At 68.5% G+C, this 22,561-nt stretch carries 22 protein-coding genes; 18 read left to right on the top strand and 4 right to left on the bottom strand.

Annotated features, from left to right (window positions below; all coding sequences use genetic code 11):
- Nucleotides 1-8: 8 nt before the first annotated feature.
- The 5 genes from QGN31_RS15000 (at nt 9) to QGN31_RS14980 (ending at nt 3,800) form a co-directional block, all read left to right on the top strand.
- Nucleotides 9-611, top strand: a complete 603-nt coding sequence (locus tag QGN31_RS15000) for a TetR family transcriptional regulator (RefSeq protein WP_014941830.1) — start codon at nt 9-11, stop codon at nt 609-611.
- 46 nt (nt 612-657) lie between these two features.
- Entirely contained in the window at nt 658-939 is a 282-nt protein-coding gene (locus QGN31_RS14995) for a phosphoribosyl-ATP diphosphatase (RefSeq protein WP_014941831.1), read from the top strand.
- A 2-nt stretch (nt 940-941) separates the two neighbouring features.
- The gene (hisG, locus tag QGN31_RS14990) at nt 942-1,796 is read left to right on the top strand and encodes an ATP phosphoribosyltransferase (RefSeq protein ID WP_043954805.1); all 855 of its coding nucleotides are present in this window, start codon (nt 942-944) and stop codon (nt 1,794-1,796) included.
- A gap of 118 nt (nt 1,797-1,914) precedes the next feature.
- Nucleotides 1,915-2,433: a membrane protein gene (locus QGN31_RS14985; protein WP_043954807.1), complete on the top strand. Its 519-nt coding sequence runs from the start codon at nt 1,915-1,917 to the stop codon at nt 2,431-2,433.
- The gene (locus tag QGN31_RS14980; RefSeq protein WP_014941834.1) at nt 2,430-3,800 is read left to right on the top strand and encodes an FAD-containing oxidoreductase; all 1,371 of its coding nucleotides are present in this window, start codon (nt 2,430-2,432) and stop codon (nt 3,798-3,800) included. The genes QGN31_RS14985 and QGN31_RS14980 overlap by 4 nt, the downstream gene beginning before the upstream one ends.
- A 3-nt stretch (nt 3,801-3,803) precedes the next feature.
- On the opposite strand, the gene QGN31_RS14975 is transcribed toward QGN31_RS14980, so the two are convergent.
- Nucleotides 3,804-4,700 (bottom strand): RecB family exonuclease, encoded by an 897-nt coding sequence (locus tag QGN31_RS14975; protein WP_043954809.1) that lies wholly within the window; start codon nt 4,698-4,700, stop codon nt 3,804-3,806.
- A gap of 74 nt (nt 4,701-4,774) precedes the next feature.
- Here QGN31_RS14975 and trmI point away from each other — a divergent pair, with 74 nt between their 5' ends.
- On the top strand, nt 4,775-5,620 hold the full coding sequence (gene trmI, locus QGN31_RS14970) for a tRNA (adenine(58)-N(1))-methyltransferase TrmI (RefSeq protein WP_014941836.1): 846 nt from the start codon (nt 4,775-4,777) through the stop codon (nt 5,618-5,620).
- Here trmI and QGN31_RS14965 read toward each other — a convergent pair.
- Nucleotides 5,617-5,916 (bottom strand): DUF503 domain-containing protein, encoded by a 300-nt coding sequence (locus tag QGN31_RS14965; protein ID WP_014941837.1) that lies wholly within the window; start codon nt 5,914-5,916, stop codon nt 5,617-5,619. The genes trmI and QGN31_RS14965 overlap by 4 nt on opposite strands.
- Nucleotides 5,917-5,924: 8 nt before the next feature.
- Nucleotides 5,925-6,533: a hypothetical protein gene (locus QGN31_RS14960; protein WP_014941838.1), complete on the bottom strand. Its 609-nt coding sequence runs from the start codon at nt 6,531-6,533 to the stop codon at nt 5,925-5,927.
- A 309-nt stretch (nt 6,534-6,842) separates the two neighbouring features.
- Between QGN31_RS14960 and arc the strand changes: the two genes are divergently transcribed.
- Nucleotides 6,843-8,672, top strand: coding sequence for a proteasome ATPase (gene arc, locus QGN31_RS14955; protein ID WP_008256304.1), 1,830 nt, complete (start codon nt 6,843-6,845; stop codon nt 8,670-8,672).
- A gap of 34 nt (nt 8,673-8,706) precedes the next feature.
- The gene (locus QGN31_RS14950) at nt 8,707-10,512 is read left to right on the top strand and encodes a hypothetical protein (RefSeq protein ID WP_201409425.1); all 1,806 of its coding nucleotides are present in this window, start codon (nt 8,707-8,709) and stop codon (nt 10,510-10,512) included.
- Between the two features lie 7 nt (nt 10,513-10,519).
- Here the strand turns inward: QGN31_RS14950 and QGN31_RS14945 are convergent, their stop codons facing one another.
- On the bottom strand, nt 10,520-11,125 hold the full coding sequence (locus QGN31_RS14945) for a hypothetical protein (RefSeq protein WP_009953378.1): 606 nt from the start codon (nt 11,123-11,125) through the stop codon (nt 10,520-10,522).
- A 123-nt stretch (nt 11,126-11,248) separates the two neighbouring features.
- Here QGN31_RS14945 and dop point away from each other — a divergent pair, with 123 nt between their 5' ends.
- The 10 genes from dop to QGN31_RS14895 all read left to right on the top strand — a co-directional run bounded on the left by dop (nt 11,249) and on the right by QGN31_RS14895 (nt 22,519).
- On the top strand, nt 11,249-12,757 hold the full coding sequence (gene dop / locus QGN31_RS14940) for a pup deamidase/depupylase (RefSeq protein WP_008256308.1): 1,509 nt from the start codon (nt 11,249-11,251) through the stop codon (nt 12,755-12,757).
- Nucleotides 12,758-12,874: 117 nt separating this feature from the next.
- Complete coding sequence (locus QGN31_RS14935) at nt 12,875-13,069, top strand: ubiquitin-like protein Pup (RefSeq protein ID WP_009953377.1); 195 nt, start codon at nt 12,875-12,877, stop codon at nt 13,067-13,069.
- Nucleotides 13,066-13,941 carry a proteasome subunit beta gene (gene prcB / locus QGN31_RS14930; RefSeq protein ID WP_014380035.1) on the top strand — a complete coding sequence of 292 codons (876 nt, stop codon included), beginning with the start codon at nt 13,066-13,068 and terminating at the stop codon, nt 13,939-13,941. The genes QGN31_RS14935 and prcB overlap by 4 nt, the downstream gene beginning before the upstream one ends.
- Nucleotides 13,938-14,717: a proteasome subunit alpha gene (gene prcA / locus QGN31_RS14925; RefSeq protein WP_014382455.1), complete on the top strand. Its 780-nt coding sequence runs from the start codon at nt 13,938-13,940 to the stop codon at nt 14,715-14,717. The genes prcB and prcA overlap by 4 nt, the downstream gene beginning before the upstream one ends.
- A gap of 216 nt (nt 14,718-14,933) precedes the next feature.
- A complete protein-coding gene (pafA, locus tag QGN31_RS14920) occupies nt 14,934-16,292 on the top strand; it encodes a Pup--protein ligase (protein ID WP_008256314.1) in 1,359 nt (452 codons plus the stop codon).
- Nucleotides 16,293-16,367: 75 nt separating this feature from the next.
- Nucleotides 16,368-17,366, top strand: coding sequence for a helix-turn-helix transcriptional regulator (locus QGN31_RS14915; RefSeq protein ID WP_014941842.1), 999 nt, complete (start codon nt 16,368-16,370; stop codon nt 17,364-17,366).
- Nucleotides 17,363-18,334 (top strand): helix-turn-helix transcriptional regulator, encoded by a 972-nt coding sequence (locus QGN31_RS14910; protein WP_014941843.1) that lies wholly within the window; start codon nt 17,363-17,365, stop codon nt 18,332-18,334. The genes QGN31_RS14915 and QGN31_RS14910 overlap by 4 nt, the downstream gene beginning before the upstream one ends.
- 94 nt (nt 18,335-18,428) lie before the next feature.
- A complete protein-coding gene (tatA, locus tag QGN31_RS14905) occupies nt 18,429-18,707 on the top strand; it encodes a Sec-independent protein translocase subunit TatA (protein WP_009953370.1) in 279 nt (92 codons plus the stop codon).
- A gap of 55 nt (nt 18,708-18,762) precedes the next feature.
- A complete protein-coding gene (gene tatC, locus QGN31_RS14900; protein ID WP_085978343.1) occupies nt 18,763-19,719 on the top strand; it encodes a twin-arginine translocase subunit TatC in 957 nt (318 codons plus the stop codon).
- Between the two features lie 19 nt (nt 19,720-19,738).
- Nucleotides 19,739-22,519 carry a DEAD/DEAH box helicase gene (locus tag QGN31_RS14895; RefSeq protein ID WP_014384603.1) on the top strand — a complete coding sequence of 927 codons (2,781 nt, stop codon included), beginning with the start codon at nt 19,739-19,741 and terminating at the stop codon, nt 22,517-22,519.
- The last annotated feature ends 42 nt before the right edge of the window (nt 22,520-22,561 follow it).

The raw sequence follows: 22,561 nt of genomic DNA, 5'->3' as shown, positions 1-22,561 counted from the left end.
GTGATGGCATGCCCTCAGCAAACTCCGGCTCGTTGCGGGACCGGCGGCGAGCCGAGCTGCTCTCGCAGATCCAGCAGACCGCGCATCAGCTGTTCGCCGAACGCGGGTTCGGCGCGGTGACCACCGAGGACATCGCCGAAGCCGCCGGGGTCTCGATCAGTACCTATTTCCGGTACGCGCCCACCAAGGAGGGCCTGCTGGTCGATCCCGTCCGGGATGCGGCCGCCGAGATCGTGGGTTCCTACAGTGCGAGACCGCCACACGAGTCGCCGGTTGAGGCGCTGATCCAACTGTTCGTCACGCACGCCAGGGACGTCGCCGACGTTGACAACCTGGACACCTGGCGCCTCGCCGTGGCCACCGCGCCGCACCTGTTGAGCAAATCCGTGCTGATCAGCGAAGCCGACCACGGCAACCTGATCCAGCAGGTCGCTCACCGGATGGGTGTCGACGCGACGGCCGACATTCGGCCCGCGTTGTTGGTCCACACCAGTTTGGCCACAGTCCAATTCGTCCTCGACGGATGGCTGTCGTCGCACATCGGCGAAAGTCCGCCCTTTCACGAGCAATTGGAGCAAGCGCTGCGGCTGACCCTCGCCGGATTCGACTGAACCCGGCGGTCCCGAACGAAACCGCCGTGACTTTGCCGACCGCCGCGTGAAACAATCGCTGGCCGTGAAGACCTTCGAGGATCTGTTCGCCGAACTGGGCGAGCGTGCCCGCACCAGGCCGGCCGGCAGCGCGACGGTCGCCGCGCTCGACGGCGGCGTCCACGGGCTGGGCAAGAAGATCCTCGAGGAAGCCGGCGAGGTGTGGCTGGCCGCCGAACACGAACCCGACGACGCGCTGGCCGAGGAGATCAGCCAGCTGCTCTACTGGACACAGGTGCTGATGGTCGCCCGCGGGCTGTCCCTCGACGACGTGTATCGGAAGCTGTGACCATGCTGCGGGTTGCGGTTCCCAACAAGGGCACGCTGAGCGAGCCGGCCACCGAGATCTTGGCGGAGGCCGGCTACCGGCGCCGCACCGACTCCAAGGACCTGACCGTCATCGACCCGGCCAACCAGGTCGAGTTCTTCTTCCTGCGGCCCAAAGACATTGCCATCTATGTGGGTTCGGGCGAGCTGGATTTCGGCATCACCGGCCGCGACCTGGTGGGCGATTCCGACGCCCCGGTGCGCGAACGGCTGGCGCTGGGATTCGGTTCGTCGAGTTTCCGCTACGCCGCCCCGGCCGGGCGTGACTGGAAGATTGCCGATCTGGCCGGCAAGCGGGTCGCTACGGCGTACCCCAACCTGGTCCGAAAAGACTTGGCGGGCCGCGGTATTGAGGCGACCGTCATCAGACTCGACGGCGCGGTGGAGATTTCGGTGCAACTCGGCGTCGCCGACGCCATCGCCGATGTGGTCGGGTCCGGGCGCACCCTGAGCCTGCACAACCTGGTGGCCTTCGGCGATCCGCTGTGCGATTCGGAAGCCGTGCTGATCGAGAGCGACCAGGCCAGCCGCTCCGGGACACAGGCCGCGCGCGATCAGCTGGTGGCGCGCATCCAGGGCGTGGTGTTCGGCCAGCAGTATCTGATGCTCGATTACGACTGCCCCCGCTCGGTGCTGGACAAGGCCACCGCGATCACGCCGGGGCTGGAGTCGCCCACGATTGCGCCCCTGGCCGATCCGGATTGGGTTGCCATCCGGGCGCTCGTCCCGCGCCGGGGCGTCAACGAAATCATGGATGAGCTGGCCGCCATCGGCGCCAAGGCGATCCTGGCGTCCGATATCAGGTTTTGCCGCTTCTGATTGCACACGCGGTGCGACCGCCGCGGCTGTGTTAGCGTCCGCCTCGGGGGACTGCCCGGGTTGGCGTATGGGCCGTCCCTGAAAGGTCGCCGGCTGTTTCGTCCTCCAGGAGGTCTTCGTGACTCACGCGCTTGTTGTGTTGCTGGCTTTGTTGATTGGTGTCGTTGCCGGGTTGCGTTCGCTGACGGCGCCCGCGGTGGTCGCCTGGGCCGCCGCCCCCGCCCTCCTGGGATGGATCGACCTGCACGGCACGTGGGCGTCCTGGATGGCCAGCATCGTCGCGGTGGTCGTCCTCACCGTCCTGGCCGTCGGCGAATTGATCAACGACAAGCTGCCCAAGACCCCGCCCCGCACGGCGGCACCGATCTTCGCGGGCCGCATCGTGATGGGTGGCCTCGCGGGCGCGGCGCTGGGCGCCTGGCCGCACTGGACCTTTACCGCGCTCGGGGCCGGCGTCATCGGCGCGGTGCTCGGCACTCTCGGCGGCTACCAGGCGCGCAAGCGGCTGGCCGCCGCCGCGGGCCGAGACCTGCCCATCGCGCTGCTCGAGGACGCGGTCGCGATCGTCGGGGGACTCGTCATCGTGGCCGTGACGGGCCACGTGCTGACGGAGTACCTGCTGACGGCGGTTAAGTGACAGAACATTTCGACGCGATCATCGTCGGTGCGGGCCAGGCGGGCCCGCCGTTGGCGGGGCGGCTGACGGCAGCCGGGCAGCGCGTCGCGATCGTCGAACGCAAACTGATCGGCGGCACCTGCGTCAACACCGGATGCATCCCGACCAAGACGCTGGTGGCCTCCGCCCATGCCGCGCACCTGGCGCGGCGCGGCGCGCAGTACGGCGTCGGCACCGGCGAGATCAGCGTGGACATGGCGAAAGTCAAGGCCCGCAAGGACCAGATCATGCTCGACGACCGCAAAGGTGTCGAAGACTGGCTCGAGGGCATGGACGGCTGCACCCTGGTCCGCGGGCACGCCGTTTTCACCGATGCGCACACGGTGCGGGTCGGTGACGACGTGCTGCACGCCGACCGCATCTTCCTCAACGTCGGCGGCCGCGCCGTGGTGCCCGACATTCCGGGCCTGGACGAGGTCCACTTCCTCACCAACGCGTCGATCCTCGAACTCGACGAACTGCCAACACATCTCGTCATCGTGGGCGGCAGCTACATCGCGCTGGAGTTCGCGCAGATGTACCGGCGCTTCGGGGCGCGGGTGACGGTGGTGGAGCGGGGTCCGCGGCTGGCGTCGCGCGAAGACGAGGATGTCTCGGCCACCATCGAAGACATCTTGCGGGCCGAGGACATCGACATCGTCGTCGACGCCGACGACGTGCGGGTCACCAAGACCAGCAACGGATTTGAACTCACCCCGCGCGACGGCGCCACGCCAATCCGGGGGAGTCATCTGCTGCTGGCGGCGGGCCGGCGCCCCAACACCGATGACCTGGGCCTGGCGGCCGCCGGTGTGCGGACCGACGCCCGCGGCTACATCGTCGTCGACGACCAGCTCAAGACCAGCGTCGAGCACATCTGGGCGATGGGCGATTGCAACGGCAAGGGTGCGTTCACCCACACGTCCTACAACGACTTCGAGATCGTCGCCGCCAATCTGCTCGATGACGACCCGCGGCGGGTGAGCGACCGCATCACCACCTACGCGCTCTACATCGATCCGCCGCTGGGGCGCGCCGGCCTGACCGTCGAGCAGGTCCGCGCGTCGGGGCGCACGGCGCTCGTCGGCAAGCGGCCGATGACCAGGGTCGGCCGGGCGGTGGAAAAGGGTGAGACACAAGGCTTCATGAAAGTCGTCGTCGACGCCGAAACCAAGCAGATCCTGGGGGCCGCCGTCTTCGGGGTCGGCGGCGACGAGGCCATTCACTGCATCCTGGACGTCATGTCCGCCAAGGCGCCCTACACCACGCTCTCCCGCACCATGCACATCCATCCCACGGTCAGCGAGCTGATTCCGACTGTGCTGCAGGAGATGTCGCCGCTCGACTAGGCGCTACGCCGCCGGCTCGCTCGGGCGCGAATCGCTTTGCGCATCAAACGATTCCGGCCAGCCCGGGTAGGGAGGCGGGGTCCCACCGAAAAGCGGGCAGTGCTGCTGGTGCGGACACCAGTCGCACAGTCGCGACTGGGTGGGACGGAAATCGCCCGTCTGACCGGCGGATTGGATGGCGCGCCAGATCGCGATCAGGGTCTTCTCGAAGCGCAGCAGCTCGTCGTGATCCGGCGAATAGTCCAGGACCTGGCCGTCGGCCAGGTAGATCAGCCGCAGCCGGGTGGGCGGCACGCCGCGCGAACGCAGCAGGGCCACCGCGTAGAACTTCATCTGGAACATGGCCTTGAACTCGGCCAGGGCCCGCGCTTCCGGCGGCGCCTTGCCGGTCTTGTAGTCGACCACCCGCAGTTCGCCGGTGGCGGCGACGTCGATGCGGTCGATGAATCCGCGCAGCAGCGTGCCGTCGGCGAGTTCGACCTCCACGCGTTCTTCGCAGCATTGCGGGTCGAAACGCGTCGGGTCCTCGAGGCGGTAGTAGCCGGCGAGCAGCGCCCGGGCCTCGGCCAGCAGCTGGGAGCGCTGGGCCGGGTCCAAACCCGCGGCGATCTCCGGCGTCGCGGCCATCACCTGCTCCCACGCGGGCTGCACCAGCGACAGGGCGGTGTCGGGGCCGCGTTGCGCGGCGGGCAGCCCGTAAAGCTGCTGCAGGGCGGCGTGAACCAGGGATCCGCGCAGCTGCGCCGGGGACGGGGCCTCGGGCAGGCGGTCGATGGCCCGGAAGCGGTACAGCAGTGGGCATTGCTTGAAGTCCGCCGCCCGCGACGGTGACAGCGCCGGGCGGGACACCTGCCTCGCCGGGCCCGTCACGGACTGCGGAGCCTCCGGCTGGACGATCATGCCGAAAGCCTATGACCGGGCTCCGACAACCCCCAAGCACCCGCGGGGGCGAGTCGGCTGGCACGCTAGACCGCGTGTCCGTAACCGGCCCGTTCACCGTGGGCGAGCGTGTTCAGCTCACCGATGCCAAGGGTCGGCACTACACGATGGTGCTCGCCGAGGGTGCCGAGTTCCACACCCATCGCGGGTCGATCCCGCACGATGCCGTCATCGGGCTCGAGCAGGGCAGCGTGGTCAAGTCCAGCAACGGCGCCGCGTACCTGGTGCTGCGGCCCCTGCTGATCGACTACGTGATGTCGATGCCCCGCGGCCCGCAGGTGATCTACCCGAAGGACGCGGCCCAGATCGTTCACGAGGGCGACATCTTCCCCGGCGCCCGGGTGCTCGAGGCCGGGGCCGGTTCGGGCGCGCTGACCTGCTCGCTGCTGCGCGCCGTCGGGCCCGACGGGCGGGTGGTCTCCTACGAGCAGCGCGCCGACCATGCCGAGCACGCCCAACGCAATGTGTCGGTGTTCGCCGGCGGGCACGCGCCGGACAACTGGGAATTGATCGTCAGCGATGTCGCCGACTCCGAGCTGCCGGACGGATCCTTCGACCGCGCCGTGCTCGACATGCTCGCGCCGTGGGACGTGCTGGAGTCGGTCGCGCGGCTGCTCATCCCCGGCGGCGTGCTGATGATCTATGTGGCCACCGTCACCCAACTGTCGCGCGCCGTCGAGGCGCTGCGGGCCCAGCAGTGCTGGACCGAGCCGCGGTCGTGGGAGACGTTGCAACGCGGGTGGAATGTCGTCGGGCTCGCGGTGCGCCCGCAGCATTCGATGCGCGGGCACACGGCCTTCCTGATCTTCACCCGACGGCTCGCCCCCGGGGTGGTCGCGCCCGCGCCGCTGGGCCGCAAGCGCGAAGGCCGCGACGGCTAATCGATATCGTCGCCGCGCACCAGCGAGCGTCGCACCGACAGCAGCTCGAACTCGGGATGCGCGGCCACCAGCCGCTCGGCCGCGTCCAGCACGTCGACCGCGTGGCCGCGGTCACCCGTTACCAGGGCGACCCCGATGCCGGCCCGTCGATACAACTCGTGCGAGCCCGTCTCGGCCGCCGAGACGCTGAACTTGCGCTGCAATTCGGCGACGACGGGACGCACGACCGATCGCTTCTGTTTGAGCGAGCGAACGTCGCCCAGCAACACGTCGAACTCGAGCCAGCCGATCCACATCCGGCGCGTCAGCCCGGCGGGTTTTGGGACGGAGCGGGTTCGGGAGGCGGTGGCGGCGGCGGCGCGGGTTCGGGCGGGCTCGCGGGGGCGCCGGAGGACGGGGCCGCCGGCGACTTGCCCAGGGCCAATAGCGTTTCGGCGGTGTGCCGGGAAAGCTGCCAACCGCCTTGGAAGGGAGCGAATTCCATCGGGAAGGTGAAGTTGGCGTTGTTGGCCTGGGCGGTGTGGACGGCGACGCTGGCCTGCACATTCGACGGGTTCTTGTCCGACCACGCGATGTCGTTCGCGGCGAAGGTCATCGGCAGGTAGCCGTTGTCCCGCAACGCGTTGGTGAACTTGTCCAGGCTGGCCGCGCTCTCCGGGGTGGCGCCCTCCACCAGACTCACCTTGGCGTCGCCGGGGACGTTCGGATCGGCCAGGCGGGCCAGGACATCGGTGAGGGCTTCGGGCGGTGGCAAGGGCGCCGTGACGGGCGCAGCAACCTGACTGGAGGGGGCCGGCGGCAGCGACGAGACGGTCGACGACTCGCTTGCGGGGTGCTTCGACGAACACGCCGCGAGTCCGACCACCGCCAGGGCGGTGGCGGTGCTGAGCGCTACGGACAGTGGTCGATGCATCCAGTCGGTCGGCCGGCTAGGCGGCTCTGGCCGCTGCGGGTGGGAGCGATGTCGCTAAGGTCGGGCCGATGGGTGCAACTGAAGTCACACCGGCGGTGACTGCGACGCGGGCCGAGCCGGTGGCGAGGCTTTTTGCGGTCACTGTGCCACCTCCCGAGGCCGTTTCGATCATCACGATTAGTGGCCGAGATTACCAGCGTGACGAAAATCTTAACTTTTCGTGGGTATTTGACTACGCACATCAATCGTCAATCGCCGGTAGCTTTGAAGTATCCGCCGCGCCAATTCGGTGTGGGAAAGGAGCGCAAGATGGGTAGCTCAGAGCGTTCTGAAGCTTTCGGAACCCCCCACGAATCAGACATGTCCAGCGGCGACGAGGCCGAGTTGGAGCAGCTACGCCGCGAGGCGGCGATGTTGCGCGAGCAGCTCGAGCACACGGTCGGTGCGCAAGGCGGCGCCCGCTCTGCCCGCGACGTGCATCAGCTCGAAGCGCGCATCGACTCCCTCGCGTCCCGTAACTCGAAGTTGATGGAGACCCTCAAAGAGGCCCGCCAGCAACTGCTGGCGTTGCGGGAGGAAGTCGACCGGTTGGGGCAGCCGCCCAGCGGCTACGGCGTCCTGCTCGGGACGCACGAGGACGACACCGTCGACGTGTTCACGTCGGGCCGCAAGATGCGCCTGACGTGCTCGCCGAACATCGAAGTCGCGTTGCTGCGTAAGGGCCAGACCGTCCGCCTCAACGAGGCGCTGACGGTCGTGGAAGCGGGCACCTTCGAGTCGGTCGGCGAGATCTCCACACTGCGTGAGCTCTTGGCCGACGGGCACCGGGCACTCGTGGTCGGGCACGCCGACGAGGAACGCATCGTCTGGCTCGCCGAGCCGTTGGTCGCCGAGAACCTGCCCGACGGTCATCCCGACGCCCTCAACGACGACACCCGGCCCCGCAAGCTGCGGCCCGGCGACTCGCTGCTGGTCGACACCAAGGCCGGCTACGCGTTCGAGCGCATCCCCAAGGCCGAGGTCGAGGACCTGGTGCTCGAAGAGGTGCCCGACGTCAGCTACCTGGACATCGGCGGCCTGACCCGCCAGATCGAGCAGATCCGCGACGCCGTGGAGCTGCCCTTCCTGCACAAGGAGCTCTACCGGGAGTACGCGCTGCGTCCGCCCAAGGGTGTGCTGCTCTACGGTCCGCCCGGCTGCGGTAAGACGTTGATCGCCAAGGCGGTGGCGAACTCGTTGGCCAAGAAGATGGCCGAGGTCCGCGGCGACGACGCGCGCGAGGCCAAGTCGTACTTCTTGAACATCAAGGGCCCCGAGCTGCTGAACAAGTTCGTCGGCGAGACCGAGCGCCACATCCGGCTGATCTTCCAGCGCGCCCGCGAGAAGGCGTCGGAAGGCACCCCGGTGATCGTGTTCTTCGACGAGATGGACTCGATCTTCCGCACCCGTGGCACGGGGGTGTCCTCGGACGTCGAAACGACCGTGGTCCCGCAGCTGCTCAGTGAGATCGACGGCGTGGAGGGCCTGGAGAACGTCATCGTGATCGGCGCCTCCAACCGCGAGGACATGATCGACCCCGCGATCCTGCGGCCGGGCCGGCTCGACGTGAAGATCAAGATCGAGCGCCCGGATGCCGAAGCGGCGCAAGACATCTTCTCGAAGTACCTCACCGAGGAGCTGCCGCTGCACGCCGACGACCTCGCCGAGTTCGGCGGCGACCGCACGGCCTGCATCAAGGCGATGATCGAGAAGGTCGTCGAGCGGATGTACGCCGAGATCGACGACAACCGGTTCCTGGAGGTCACCTACGCCAACGGTGACAAGGAAGTCATGTACTTCAAGGACTTCAACTCCGGGGCGATGATCCAGAACGTCGTCGACCGGGCGAAGAAGAACGCGATCAAGTCGGTGCTGGAAACCGGCCAACCGGGCCTGCGCATCCAGCACCTGCTCGACTCGATCGTCGACGAGTTCGCCGAGAACGAGGACCTGCCCAACACCACCAACCCCGATGACTGGGCGCGGATTTCGGGCAAGAAGGGCGAGCGGATCGTCTACATCCGCACGCTGGTCACCGGCAAGAGCTCGAGCGCGTCGCGGGCCATCGACACCGAGTCGAACCTGGGTCAGTACTTGTAAACATTTGTCGGCGCCACCGGCTAGCGTCGCACCCGTGCGGCTGCGCTTTGAGGCTCCGGGTGACGACGACGCCTACGACCACGTTCGTGGCGTGCTGCTGGACGAGCTCGACCGTTGGTGGGCCGGACCCGACTCGGATCGGGAGGCGGTCGTCTCCGACGTCGCCGTCTTTCTGGACTGGCGTTACTTCGACTCCACCGGTGTTCTCGACGATTTCGCGCCCGCCGATATCGCGGAATTTTTGCTGGAGTGGTGTCCGCGGCGGTTCGAAGGCCGGCCGGACGACGCCGCCAGTCTGTGCTTCGCGGTCGGCGTATACGTCGACTTCATGGAGGCAACGGGGCGTCTGGTCGGCGGTGCCGACCGCGCCGCCAGGTTGCGCAGGCTGGCCGACGACCTTGCGCCGACTCTGCTGGCCGAAGCACGCGACCGTACCGTTGTCGAGGATCTTCCGGTCCCGGGCGACGCGCCGGAGCCCTTCGAACTGCCGTTCCTCTACGTTCCGCCGTCCGCGACCGATCTGGCGGCCGCCGCGACGGCGGTCCCGCTGCTCGCCAAACTCGATGCCTTGCGCGACTATCTCGGGCCGGACGGCAAGCCGCTCACCGACAAGGGCGAACTCGAACTGGCTGATGGTCGCGCGCTGGTGGAACGCCTCGACACCGGCGACGTGTTGGATTTCGAGTTGGGCGAGCTGAAATATCCGGCGCGGTCGACGGCGGCGCTGCGGCGTCTGAATTTCCTCGTCCAAGTGGCTATCGAGGCGGGCGCGGTGGACGTGCATCGCCACCGGGTGCTGCCGGGGCAGGAGTGGGGGACGCGCTCGCCCGTGGAGCGGGCGGAGTCGCTGTTCGCGGCGATCCTCTTGTCACGTCCGTTGCGGTCGTTGCATTCGGCGCAGCTCTATCCCGAGCAGCACGTCATGCACGACCTGCTCGACGACGGGATCGCGTGTTGGCTGGCGCCGCTGCTGCAAGACGGCGCGAAACTTCCCTTCGAATCCTTGCTGGAGTGGGTGCACGCGCTGGTTGCCGCGCAACGGCCGTCGCCGCGCTGGTACGCCGACGAGGAGGACACGCTGGAGGCATACGTCGAGGACGACATGGGCCGACTCCTCGACGTGCTGCGGCAGGCCGGTGTGGTGCGCTGGACCGACGCCCTCGAACGGCCGCAGCCGCTTGGGCCTAGCAATTGGACCGGTGGGACTGTGGCGCTGACCGCGCTGGGGCGTCACGTCGTGCCGGAATACCTGGAGGACGCCGGATTTGCGCTGCGCCGTCTCGACCGAATCAACGACTGGGATGCGACGGACCTGATCGGCGCAATGTTGTTGGTGGGCAAGGACACTCATGTGCCGTTGATAGCAAACTGGCGGTCCGACCGGCCGGCCGCCGAGCGGGTGCAGATGGTCACCGAGGCGGCCGCGGCCATGGAGACCGCGGCCGGCCGGACGATGGGCTTCGTCGCCCTGAACGAGTTCGACATCGACGTCGCCGAACCCTTCGTTCGTCAGCTGCTGGACAGCCCGGTCGCCGGCCACGCCGCGCTCTGGCTGATCCAGCGGGACCGCGCCGACGCCGAGACGCTCGCGAGCTTCGTCGACGTTGCCGTGCTCGTCGACGTCCTCGCGGAGTCCTTGGAGTCGCCCGAGGAGTTGTGCAGCCTCTTCGCCGGTTTATCCGACCCGTCCCAGTTGCTGGACGACATCTGGCGTCATCCGGCGCCGGAGACCGCGCTCGTCCTCGACGCGCTCGGCCGTCACCTGCCGGACCGAGCACTGGCCAAGGCCGCGCGCAAAGCGGCAGTGCGGCACCAGAGTTGGATGGCAAACCGCCTGTGACGCGGCGTCAGTCCAACTGGAGCGAGTAGCTGTTCGTCAGATCGTCCTGCGTGACATGCGCGGAACGGGTGCGGGTGTCCACCCGCAACTCCTCGGTCAGCACGCGCGGCTGATAGGCCCACCCGTGCGGCAGGTTGAGCCGGGCGGCCAAGCCGGGCAGGTCGGCGCGCGACAAGGTGGGGTCGGCGACCTGGCTCCAGGTCTGCATGACCCAGCGCTGCCCGCCGGGATCGAGGAGTTCGTAGACCTCTTCACCCGGGTTGAAGACGAAAACCGTGTGGCGGTTGACCTGATTGGCGGTATAGGGCGCGGGGTTCATCGACGACAGCAGGACCGTGGCCTGCTGAATCATCTCGATCCCGCCGAAGGTCTTGGTGATCTGCGGCCCTTGCCGTTGCTTCTCGATGGCGTTCATCAGCCAGTAGCGCGGACCGTTGAGCAGCGCCGTGGCCGCCCCGTGCTCCTTGGCGATGGCCTGGGCGTCGAGCTTCGACCACAGCTCGGCCGGACAGTCGTTGAGCGGGAAGCTGTTGTACACCGTGGCCTGCGGTCCCGCCTCCCCGGGGGTCACGAGAAGCACTTCGCCGTAACGCTTCCCGGATAGGTCGGTCATCCCGTGAAGCTAATCACCGTCGTCGGCGGCGTCAACAGCAAACGCGATCACCGATGACCAGCCGCGCCAGGGCGCCGACGCCCGGGAGAAGGTCAATTCCGCACCTCGCCTAGTCTTTGAAGCATGCAAAGGATTATCGGGACGGAGGTCGAATACGGCATTTCCTCGCCATCGGACCCGACGGCGAACCCGATCCTCACGTCGACGCAGGCGGTCTTGGCTTATGCGGCCGCGGCGGGCATTCAGCGCGCCAAGCGGACCCGGTGGGACTACGAGGTGGAATCTCCGCTGCGCGACGCGCGCGGGTTCGACCTGAGCCGCTCGGCCGGCCCGCCGCCGGTGGTCGACGCCGACGAGGTCGGCGCGGCCAACATGATCCTGACCAACGGGGCACGGCTCTACGTCGACCACGCGCACCCCGAATACTCCGCGCCCGAATGCACCGACCCGCTCGACGCCGTGATCTGGGACAAGGCCGGCGAACGGGTGATGGAGGCCGCCGCCCGACACGTCGCCAGCGTGCCCGGGGCCGCGAAATTGCAGCTCTACAAGAACAACGTCGACGGCAAGGGCGCCTCCTACGGGTCGCACGAAAACTATCTGATGTCGCGGCAGACGCCGTTCTCGGCGATCATCGCCGGGCTGACCCCCTTCCTGGTCTCGCGGCAGGTGGTCACCGGGTCGGGACGCGTGGGCATCGGGCCCTCCGGCGACGAGCCCGGCTTTCAGCTGTCGCAGCGCTCGGACTACATCGAGGTCGAGGTCGGCCTGGAGACCACCCTCAAGCGCGGCATCATCAACACCCGCGACGAGCCGCACGCCGACGCCGACCGGTACCGGCGGCTGCACGTCATCATCGGCGACGCCAACCTGGCGGAGACGTCGACCTATCTGAAGCTGGGCACCACGTCGCTGGTGCTGGACTTGATCGAAGAGGGCCCGGCGCACGGAATCGACCTGAGCGATCTGGCCCTGGCGCGGCCGGTGCACGCGGTCCACGCGATCAGCCGCGACCCGTCGCTGCGCGCCGCGGTGGCCCTGGCCGACGGTCGCGAGCTGACCGGGCTTGCGCTGCAACGGGTTTACCTCGATCGGGTGGCGAAGCTCGTCGACAGCCGCGACCCCGATCCGCGGGCGGCCGACATCGTCGAAACCTGGGCGCACGTGCTCGACCAACTCGAGCGCGATCCGATGGAATGCGCCGAGCTGCTGGACTGGCCCGCCAAGCTGCGCCTGCTCGAAGGGTTCCGGCAGCGGGAAAACCTGAGCTGGTCGGCGCCGCGGTTGCACCTGGTCGACCTGCAATACTCCGACGTCCGGCTGGACAAGGGCCTCTACAACCGGCTGGTCGCGCGGGGCTCGATGAAGCGCCTGGTGTCCGAGCACCAGGTGCTCGAAGCGGTGGACAGCCCGCCGACGGACACCCGCGCGTACTTCCGCGGTGAATGCCTGCGCCGGTTCGGCGCCGATATCGCGGCGGCCAGTTGGGACTCGGTGATCTTCGACCTGGGGGGCGATTCCCTGGTCCGCATTCCCACGCTGGAGCCGCTGCGGGGCAGCAAAGCGCACGTGGGAGCGCTGCTGGACTCGGTGCACAGCGCGGCGGAACTGGTCGAACAACTCACCAGCTAGCCGCCGGTTCGGACGGGGAACGTCGGGGTTGACCGGTAGGGTAGGAAAGACCAACGGGCGGCGTGGCTGGACAATTGAAAGGCCATTCAACAAGCCCAGACAACGCAGGAGGCGGCGATGGCTCAGGAGCAGACCAAGCGTGGCGGCGGTGGCGGTGACGAGGACGACTTCGCCGGCAGCACGGCCGCGGGCCAAGAGCGCCGGGAGAAGCTAGCCGAGGAGACTGACGATTTGCTCGACGAGATTGATGACGTTCTCGAGGAGAACGCCGAGGACTTCGTGCGGGCATACGTCCAAAAGGGCGGCCAGTGACCTGGCAGTTCTCTGATCGCCTACCCATCAACTCCGCACTTCCGGGAAACCCCGCCGTAGACCTTTCGTCGTTCGCCGACTTCCTGCGCCGTCAGGCGCCGGAGTTGCTGCCGGCCTCCTTCGGGGCCGTCCAGTCGGAAAGCGCCGGGGCGCAGCTGCCCCACGGGACCACCATCGTCGCGCTGAAGTACCCGGGCGGTGTGGTGCTCGCCGGCGACCGGCGCTCGACGCAGGGCAACATGATCGCCGGGCGCGACGTCAAGAAGGTGTACATCACCGACGACTACACCGCGACCGGCATCGCCGGAACCGCCGCCATCGCGGTGGAGTTCGCCCGCCTTTACGCCGTGGAACTCGAGCACTACGAGAAACTCGAAGGCGTGCCGCTGACGTTTGCCGGCAAGGTGAACCGGCTGGCGATCATGGTGCGCGGCAACCTGGCCGCCGCCATGCAGGGGCTGGTGGCATTGCCGCTGCTGGTGGGTTACGACATCGACGCGCCCGATCCGGAAGGCGCCGGCCGCATCGTGTCGTTCGACGCCGCCGGCGGCTGGAACCTGGAGGAGGAGGGCTACCAGTCGGTGGGCTCGGGCTCCATTTTCGCCAAGTCGTCGATGAAGAAGTTGTACTCGCAGGTCACCGACGCCGACTCCGCGGTGCGGGTCGCGATCGAGGCGCTCTACGATGCGGCCGACGACGACTCCGCGACCGGCGGGCCGGATCTGGTCCGCGGCATCTATCCCACGGCGGTCACCATCGGCCCCGAGGGGGCGCTGGAAGTGCCGGAGGGCCGCATCGCCGAGCTGGCTCGCGAGGTGATCCAAAGCCGTTCGCGCGCTGACACTTTCGGCCCCGATGGTGGTGAGAAGTGAGCTTCCCGTATTTCATCTCGCCCGAACAGGCGATGCGCGAGCGCAGCGAGCTCGCGCGCAAGGGCATCGCGCGGGGCAAGAGCGTGGTCGCCCTGGTCTATGCCGGCGGGGTTCTTTTCGTCGCGGAGAACCCGTCGCGGTCGCTGCAGAAGATCAGCGAGCTCTACGATCGCGTGGGCTTCGCCGCCGCCGGCAAGTTCAACGAATTCGACAATTTGCGCCGGGGCGGAATCCAATTCGCCGACACCCGCGGCTACGCCTACGACCGCCGCGACGTCACCGGCCGCCAGCTGGCCAACGTCTACGCGCAGACGCTGGGCACCATCTTCACCGAACAGGCCAAGCCCTACGAGGTGGAATTGTGCGTCGCCGAGGTGGCGCACTACGGCGAGTCGAAACCGCCTGAGTTGTACCGCATTACCTATGACGGATCGATCGCCGACGAGCCGCATTTCGTGGTGATGGGTGGCACCACCGAACCGATCACCACGGCGCTCAAGGACTCGTACGCCGAAAACGCCAACCTGCGCGAGGCCACCCGCATCGCGGTGAAAGCGTTGCGGGCCGGCAGCGAATCCTCCAACGGCGACCAGTCCACCCTGGACGTGGCCAGCCTGGAGGTCGCCATCTTGGACGTCAACCGCCCGCGGCGGGCGTTCCGGCGGATCAACCGCGCCACCCTGGAGAATTTGCTGCGCGAACTGGATTCGAACGGATCCTCCGACGGCGACGGCGACGGCGACGAGTCGGAGTCGAACGGCGGCTCGCCCGGCTAGACCACCGTCGGGCATGGCGTCTGACGCGGTGGTGCTGGTGTGGCTGCCGGTGCTCAAGGTGCCGATGAGGCTTCGCATCTCCCCGGCGTGCGCGCCGCGGCCGCGTCATCACGAGGGGGCGCGGCGCGGCTCTGGAACCCGCCCGCGCAAAACTTCGTCGATCGATACGCGCGGCTTGCTCACCGTCATGCTCGGACAACCAGTACGCTCGATTACGTGCAGCGACGAATCATGGGCATCGAGACCGAGTTCGGGGTCACCTGCACATTCCACGGCCATCGCCGGCTCAGCCCGGACGAGGTGGCCCGCTACCTGTTCCGGCGGGTCGTGTCGTGGGGGCGCAGCTCCAACGTCTTCCTGCGTAACGGCGCCCGCCTCTACCTCGACGTGGGCAGCCACCCCGAGTACGCCACCGCCGAGTGCGACAGCCTGGTGCAGCTGGTCACCCACGACCGCGCCGGGGAATGGGTGCTCGAAGACCTGCTCGTCGACGCCGAGCAGCGCCTCGCCGACGAGGGCATCGGCGGCGACATCTACCTGTTCAAGAACAACACCGATTCGGCGGGCAACTCCTACGGGTGCCACGAGAACTACCTGATCGTGCGGGCCGGCGAATTCTCCCGGATCTCCGACGTCCTGCTGCCGTTCCTGGTCACGCGCCAGTTGATCTGCGGGGCCGGCAAGGTGCTGCAGACCCCGAAGGCCGCGACGTTCTGCCTTTCCCAACGCGCCGAGCACATTTGGGAGGGCGTCTCGTCGGCCACCACCCGCAGCCGGCCGATCATCAACACCCGCGACGAGCCGCACGCCGACGCCGAGAAGTACCGGCGCCTGCACGTGATCGTCGGCGACTCCAACATGTGCGAAACCACCACCATGCTCAAGGTGGGCACCGCCGCGCTGGTGCTCGAGATGATCGAAGCGGGCGTGCCGTTCCGGGATTTCTCGCTGGACAACCCCATCCGCGCCATCCGCGAGGTCAGCCACGACATCACCGGCCGGCGGCCGGTGCGGCTGGCGGGCGGGCGTCAGGCCAGCGCCCTGGACATCCAGCGCGAGTATTACAGTCGCGCGGTCGAGCACCTGCAGACCCGCGAACCCAACGCCCAGATCGAGCAGATCGTCGACCTGTGGGGTCGCCAGCTCGACGCCGTCGAGAGCCAGGACTTCGCCAAGGTGGACACCGAGATCGACTGGGTGATCAAGCGCAAGCTGTTCCAGCGCTACCAGGACCGCTACAGCATGGAGCTGTCCGACCCGAAGATCGCCCAGCTCGACCTGGCCTACCACGACATCAAGCGCGGGCGCGGCGTCTTTGATCTGCTGCAGCGCAAGGGACTTGCGGCCCGCGTCACCACCGACGAGGACATCGCCGAGGCGGTCGACAATCCGCCGCAGACCACCCGGGCGCGGCTGCGTGGCGAGTTCATCAGCGCCGCCCAGGCCGCCGGCCGTGACTTCACCGTCGACTGGGTGCACCTCAAGCTCAACGACCAGGCGCAGCGGACCGTGCTGTGCAAGGACCCCTTCCGTGCGGTCGACGAGCGGGTCAAGCGGCTGATCGCCAGCATGTAGCCGCTCCGACGCGCGTGCGCGACGCGGTGCGCGGGTGGAAGCGCCGGGCGGCGACCATCGAATAATCTGGTGCCAATGGCGACGTCAAAAGTCGAACGGTTGGTGAACCTGGTCATCGCCCTGCTGTCCACCCGCGGGTACATCACGGCGGAAAAGATCAGGTCGAGTGTGGCGGGTTACTCGGAGAGCGCGAGCGCCGAGGCGTTCTCCCGCATGTTCGAGCGCGACAAGAACGAGCTGCGCGACCTCGGCATCCCGCTCGAGGTCGGCAGGGTGTCGGCGTGGGACCCCACCGAGGGCTACCGGATCAACCGCGACGCCTATTCGCTCGCGCCGGTCGACCTGACCCCGGACGAGGCGGCCGCGGTCGCCGTCGCGACCCAGCTGTGGGAGTCACCCGAGCTCATCACCGCCACCCAGGGGGCGCTGCTCAAACTGCGCGCCGCCGGCGTCGACGTCGATCCCGACGCGCCGGTCGCCATCGCGTCGCCGGTCGGAGTGCCGGGCCTGCGTGGCTCGGAGGATGTTCTCGGAATCCTGTTGTCGGCCATCGATTCCCGACGGGCGGTCCAGTTTCCGCACCGGCCGTCGCGGGCCGAGCCCTACGCCACCCGCACCGTCGAGCCCTGGGGCGTCGTCACCGAGAAGGGCCGCTGGTATCTGGTGGGCCACGACCGCGACCGCGACGCCACCCGGACTTTCCGGCTCTCCCGGATCGGTCCCGACGTCACGCCGATCGGCCCGGCGGGCGCGGTCACCGTGCCGGAAGGCATTGACCTGCGCCGGATCGTGGCCCAGACGGTCACCGACGTTGCAGCGACACCGGCCGGCGGGGTGGCCCAGGTATGGGTGGCCGCCGGGCGGGCCACCGCGCTGCGCCGGGCCGGCAGGCACGTCGGCGAACGGCGGCTGGGTGAGCGCGACGGCGAGGTGATCGAGCTCGACATCCGATCCACCGACCAGCTCGCCCGTGACATCGCCGGCTACGGCGCCGACGCCCTGGTGCTCGAGCCGCAATCGCTGCGCGACGACGTGCTGGCCCGGTTGCGGGCGCATGCGGGCGTGTCCGCATGACCGCCATCTCCACCCGCCTGGTCCGGCTGCTGAACATGGTCCCGTACTTCCAGGCCAACGCGCGGGTCACCCGGGCCAAGGCCGCCGCCGACCTCGGGGTCTCGGCCAAGCAACTCGAAGAGGACCTCAACCAGCTCTGGATGTGCGGCCTTCCCGGCTACTTCCCGGGCGACCTCATCGATTTCCAGTTCTCCGGGGACACCATCGAGGTGACGTTCTCCGCCGGCATCGACCGACCGCTCAAGCTCACCTCGCCGGAGGCCACGGGCCTGCTGGTGGCGCTGCGGGCGCTGGCCGACATCCCCGGCGTCGTCGACCCGGAAGCCGCGCGCAGTGCGATCGCCAAGATCGAGGACGCCGCGGGAGCCCTCGGCCACGACACCACACCCGCCGCGACGGCCGTCGACGAGCCCGCGCCGACGGAAAGCCGGGCCGCCGCCGCGGTGCGCGCCGCCGTGCAGTCGCGGCACGCGCTGGCCATCGACTACTACTCCGCCTCGCACGACACCCTCACCAGCCGGGTGGTCGATCCCATCCGGGTGCTGCTGATCGGCGGCCACAGCTACCTGGAGGCCTGGTCGCGGGAGGCCGAAGGGGTCCGGCTGTTCCGCTTCGACCGGATCGTGGAGGCCAGCGAACTCGACGAGCCCGCCGCGCCGCCCGAGCCGGCGCTGCATGCGCCCCCCGACACCTCGCTGTTCGACGGTGATCCCTCGCTGCCGTTCGCCAAGCTACGGGTCGCGCCCACGGCGTCCTGGATGTTCGAGTACTACCCGATGCGCGACGTGCGCGAGTTGCCCGACGGATCCTGCGAGGCGGTGATGACCTACGCCTCCGAGGACTGGATGACGCGGCTGGTGCTGGGCCTGGGGCCGGCCGTGCGGGTGCTGGCACCGGAGTCGCTGGCGCAGCGGGTGCGCGACGCCGCGGCCGCCGCGGTGGCGTCGTATGACGCCCTGAGCTCATAAAAGTCCAGGCAACGTGGCCCCTCGGCGCGGCGCGGGCCCACCGCCACGCGGCGCTGCTGCGGTAGCATCGGGTCAACGTCTGGAGGTAATCAAAGTGGGCAGTCTGAGTCCGTGGCACTGGGCGATCCTCGCGGTCGTGGTGATCTTGCTGTTTGGTGCCAAGAAGCTCCCCGACGCGGCGCGTTCGTTGGGCAAGTCGATGCGGATCTTCAAGTCCGAGATCCGGGAAATGCAGAGCGAGAACAAGCCGGAGAACTCGGCTTTGGGGACCCAAAGCGACGCCCCCGCGGCGAACCCCACGCCCGTGCAGTCGCAGCGGGTCGACCCTCCGGCGCCCAGCGAGCAGGGGCACAGCGAAGCACGCCCGGCGTAGCCGCCGTCATCGTCGCGGTGCCCGAGCGCCCCTGACCGAGCCCTAGACGAGCATCGTGAAATCACTCAAGGTTTCAGCGCGCACTTCTGGCCTGCTGAAGCGCCTCAACCCACGCAACAGACGCAGTCGCACCAACCCGGACGCGACCATGTCGCTGGTCGACCACCTCACCGAACTGCGCAGGCGGCTGCTGATTTCCCTGGCGGCCATCGTGCTGACCACGATTTTCGGGTTCGTCTGGTACTCGCATCCGATCTTCGGGCTGGAAAGCCTCGGCGAGTGGCTGCGTCATCCCTACTGCTCGCTGCCGCAGTCGGCGCGCGCGGACATCAGCGCCAACGGGCAATGCCGGCTGCTGGCCACCGCGCCGTTCGACCAGTTCATGCTGCGGCTCAAGGTGGGACTGACCGCCGGGGTGGTGCTGGCCTGCCCGGTCTGGTTCTACCAGCTGTGGGCGTTCATCACCCCCGGGCTCTACCAGAAGGAGCGCCGCTTCGCGATCGCGTTCGTGGTCCCGGCCGTGGTGCTGTTCGGTGCGGGCGCGGCGCTGGCCTACTTCGTGCTGTCCAAGGCCCTGGGCTTTTTGCTGACGGTCGGCAGCGACGTCCAGGTGACCGCCCTGTCCGGTGACCGCTATTTCGGGTTCCTGATCAATCTGCTGGTGGTGTTCGGCGTCAGCTTCGAATTCCCGCTGCTGATCGTCATGCTCAACACCGTCGGCCTGCTGACCTACCAGCGGCTCAAGTCGTGGCGGCGCGGATTGATCTTCGCGATGTTCGTGTTCGCGGCGGTATTCACACCAGGCTCCGATCCGTTTTCGATGACCGCACTCGGCTTGGCGCTGTCCGTCCTCCTCGAGTTGGCCATCCAGATCGCCCGCCTCCACGACAAGCGCAAGGCCAAACGCGAAGCCCAGACGGAGATCCCCGACGACGAAGCATCGGTCATCGATCGGCCCACCGCGATACCGGAGCCGTCGGTCACCGCCGGGCAACACGACGATGTCACCTGAACCGTCGGCGCCCCATGAGGTGGCGGAGCTGGTCGAACTCACCCGATTCGCCATGGATCTGCCCTTTTCGCTCGACGGCTTTCAGCATCGGGCGTGTGTGGCGCTCGAACGCGGCCACGGCGTGCTGGTCTGCGCGCCGACCGGCGCCGGCAAGACCGTCGTCGGGGAATTCGCGGTACACCTGGCGCTGGCGGCCGGCGGCAAGTGCTTCTACACCACGCCGCTCAAAGCGCTGAGCAACCAGAAGCACACCGACCTGACGGCGCGCTACGGCCGCGACCGCATCGGCCTGCTCACCGGGGACATGTCGGTAAACGCCGATGCGCCCGTCGTGGTCATGACGACCGAGGTGCTGCGCAACATGCTCTACGCGGATTCGCCTGCGCTGCGGGGCCTTTCCTACGTGGTAATGGACGAAGTGCACTTCCTGGCCGACCGGATGCGGGGCCCGGTGTGGGAAGAGGTGATCCTGCACCTTCCGGACGAGGTCCGCGTGGTCAGCCTGTCGGCGACGGTGAGCAACGCCGAGGAGTTCGGCGGCTGGATCCAGACCGTGCGCGGCGATACGACGGTCGTCGTCGACGAACACCGGCCGGTGCCGCTCTGGCAACACGTGTTGGTGGGCAAGCGACTTTTCGACCTCTTCGATTACCGGCATTCGGACGCCCCCGAGCAGCCGGGCGCCCCGCGCGAGCCCCGCGTCAACCCGGATCTGTTGCGGCACATCACCCATCGCCGTGAGGCGGATCGGATGTCGGATTGGCAGCCGCGGCGAAGTGCCGGACGCGGGCGTCCGCCGGCGCGGTCGGGCCGGCCCCGGCTCTACCGCACGCCGGCGCGTCCGGACGTGATCGCGAGCCTGGATGCCGAAGGGCTGCTGCCGGCGATCACGTTCGTGTTCTCGCGGGCCGGCTGTGACGCCGCCGTCCAGCAATGCCTGCGTTCCCCCCTGCAGCTGACCACCCAGGAAGAGCGGGCGCAGATCGCGGAGGTGATCGAGCATCGCTGCGGCGATCTCGCCGACGCCGACCTCGCCGTGCTCGGCTACTACGAGTGGCGCGAGGGGCTGCTGCGCGGTCTGGCCGCCCACCACGCCGGCATGTTGCCCGCCTTCCGGCACACGGTCGAAGAGCTGTTCACCGCCGGGCTGGTGCGGGCCGTGTTCGCCACCGAGACGTTGGCGCTGGGGATCAACATGCCTGCCCGCACCGTGGTGCTCGAGCGGCTGGTCAAGTTCAACGGCGAGCAGCACGTGGCGCTGACGCCGGGGGAGTACACGCAGTTGACCGGGCGCGCCGGCCGGCGCGGCATCGATGTCGAGGGCCACGCGGTGGTGCTCTGGAATCCCACCGAAGAAACCACCGAACCCTCCGCGGTGGCCGGGCTGGCCTCCACCCGCACCTTCCCGCTGCGCAGTTCGTTCGCCCCGTCGTACAACATGACGATCAACCTCGTGCAGCAGATGGGCCCCGAGCAAGCACATCGGTTGCTGGAGCAGTCATTTGCGCAGTATCAGGCCGACCGTTCGGTCGTCGGGCTGGTGCGCGGCATCGAGCGGGGCGACGCGATGCTGGGTGAGATCGCCGGCGAGCTGGGCGGCCCCAAAGCGCCGATCCTCGAATACGCCCGGATGCGCGCGCGCATCTCCGAGATGGAGCGCGCCCAGTCGCGTGCCTCGCGTCTGCAACGCCGGCAGGCGGCCAGCGACGCGCTGGCCGCGCTGCGCCGGGGCGACATCATCAACATCACCCACGGCCGGCGCGGTGGGCTGGCCGTGGTGCTGGAATCCGCCCGCGACAGCTCCGACCCGCGGCCGCTGGTGCTCACCGAAAACCGTTGGGCGGGAAGGATTTCATCGGCCGACTATTCGGGCATGTCGGCGCCGGTCGGGTCGATGCCCCTGCCGAAGCGGGTCGAGCACCGGCAGCCGCGCGTCCGCCGCGATCTGGCGTCGGCGCTGCGGTCGGCCGCCGCCGGGCTGGCCATTCCGGCGAAGCGCCGCGGCCGCGGGGACGCCGACGGCGAATTTCATGACCCCGAGCTGGCGAAGCTGCGCGAACAGCTGCGGCGGCACCCGTCGCACAACACGCCCGGCCGGGAAGAACAGGTCCGGCAGGCCGAGCGCTATCTGCGGATCGAACGCGACAACGCGCAATTGGAGAAAAAGGTTGCGGCAGCGACCAATTCGCTGGCCCGGACCTTCGATCGGATCGTCGGGCTGCTCACCGAGCGTGGCTTCATCGAAGGCCGCGACGGCGATCCCCGCGTCACCGACGACGGGCGGCTACTGGCGCGCATCTACAGCGAAAGCGATCTGCTGGTCGCCGAATGCCTGCGCACCGGCGCGTGGTCCGGTTTGAAGCCCGCCGAGCTGGCGGCGGTGGTCTCGTCGGTGCTGTACGAGAGCCGGGGCGGGGACGGGCCGGGCGCGGCGTTTGCCGCCGACGCCCCCACGCAGCCGCTACGCCAGGCGTTGCAGCAGACATCGCGGCTGTCGATGGCGTTGCGCGCCGACGAGCAGACGCACCGGATCGCCCCGAGCCGCGAACCCGACGACGGCTTCGTCAACGTCATCTACCGTTGGGCCCGGACGGGTGATCTGGCCGCGGCGCTGGCGGCGGCCGACCCGGCGGGCAGCGGCTCGCCCCTGCTGGCGGGCGATTTCGTGCGCTGGTGCCGGCAGGCGCTTGACCTGCTGGATCAGGTGCGCAACGCCGCCCCGGACGCCGAGGTTCGGGCCACCGCGAAGCGGGCCATCAACGACATTCGGCGCGGCGTCGTTGCAGTTGACGCCGGGTAGGCTAGGCCGGAGCTACCGTTAAACGCCGATAGTTCATGCCGA

The sequence above is a fragment of the Mycobacterium sp. 2-64 genome (assembly GCF_035918375.1).
Classification (GTDB): Bacteria; Actinomycetota; Actinomycetes; order Mycobacteriales; family Mycobacteriaceae; genus Mycobacterium; species Mycobacterium intracellulare.
This window is presented reverse-complemented; position numbering and strand designations above follow the sequence as displayed.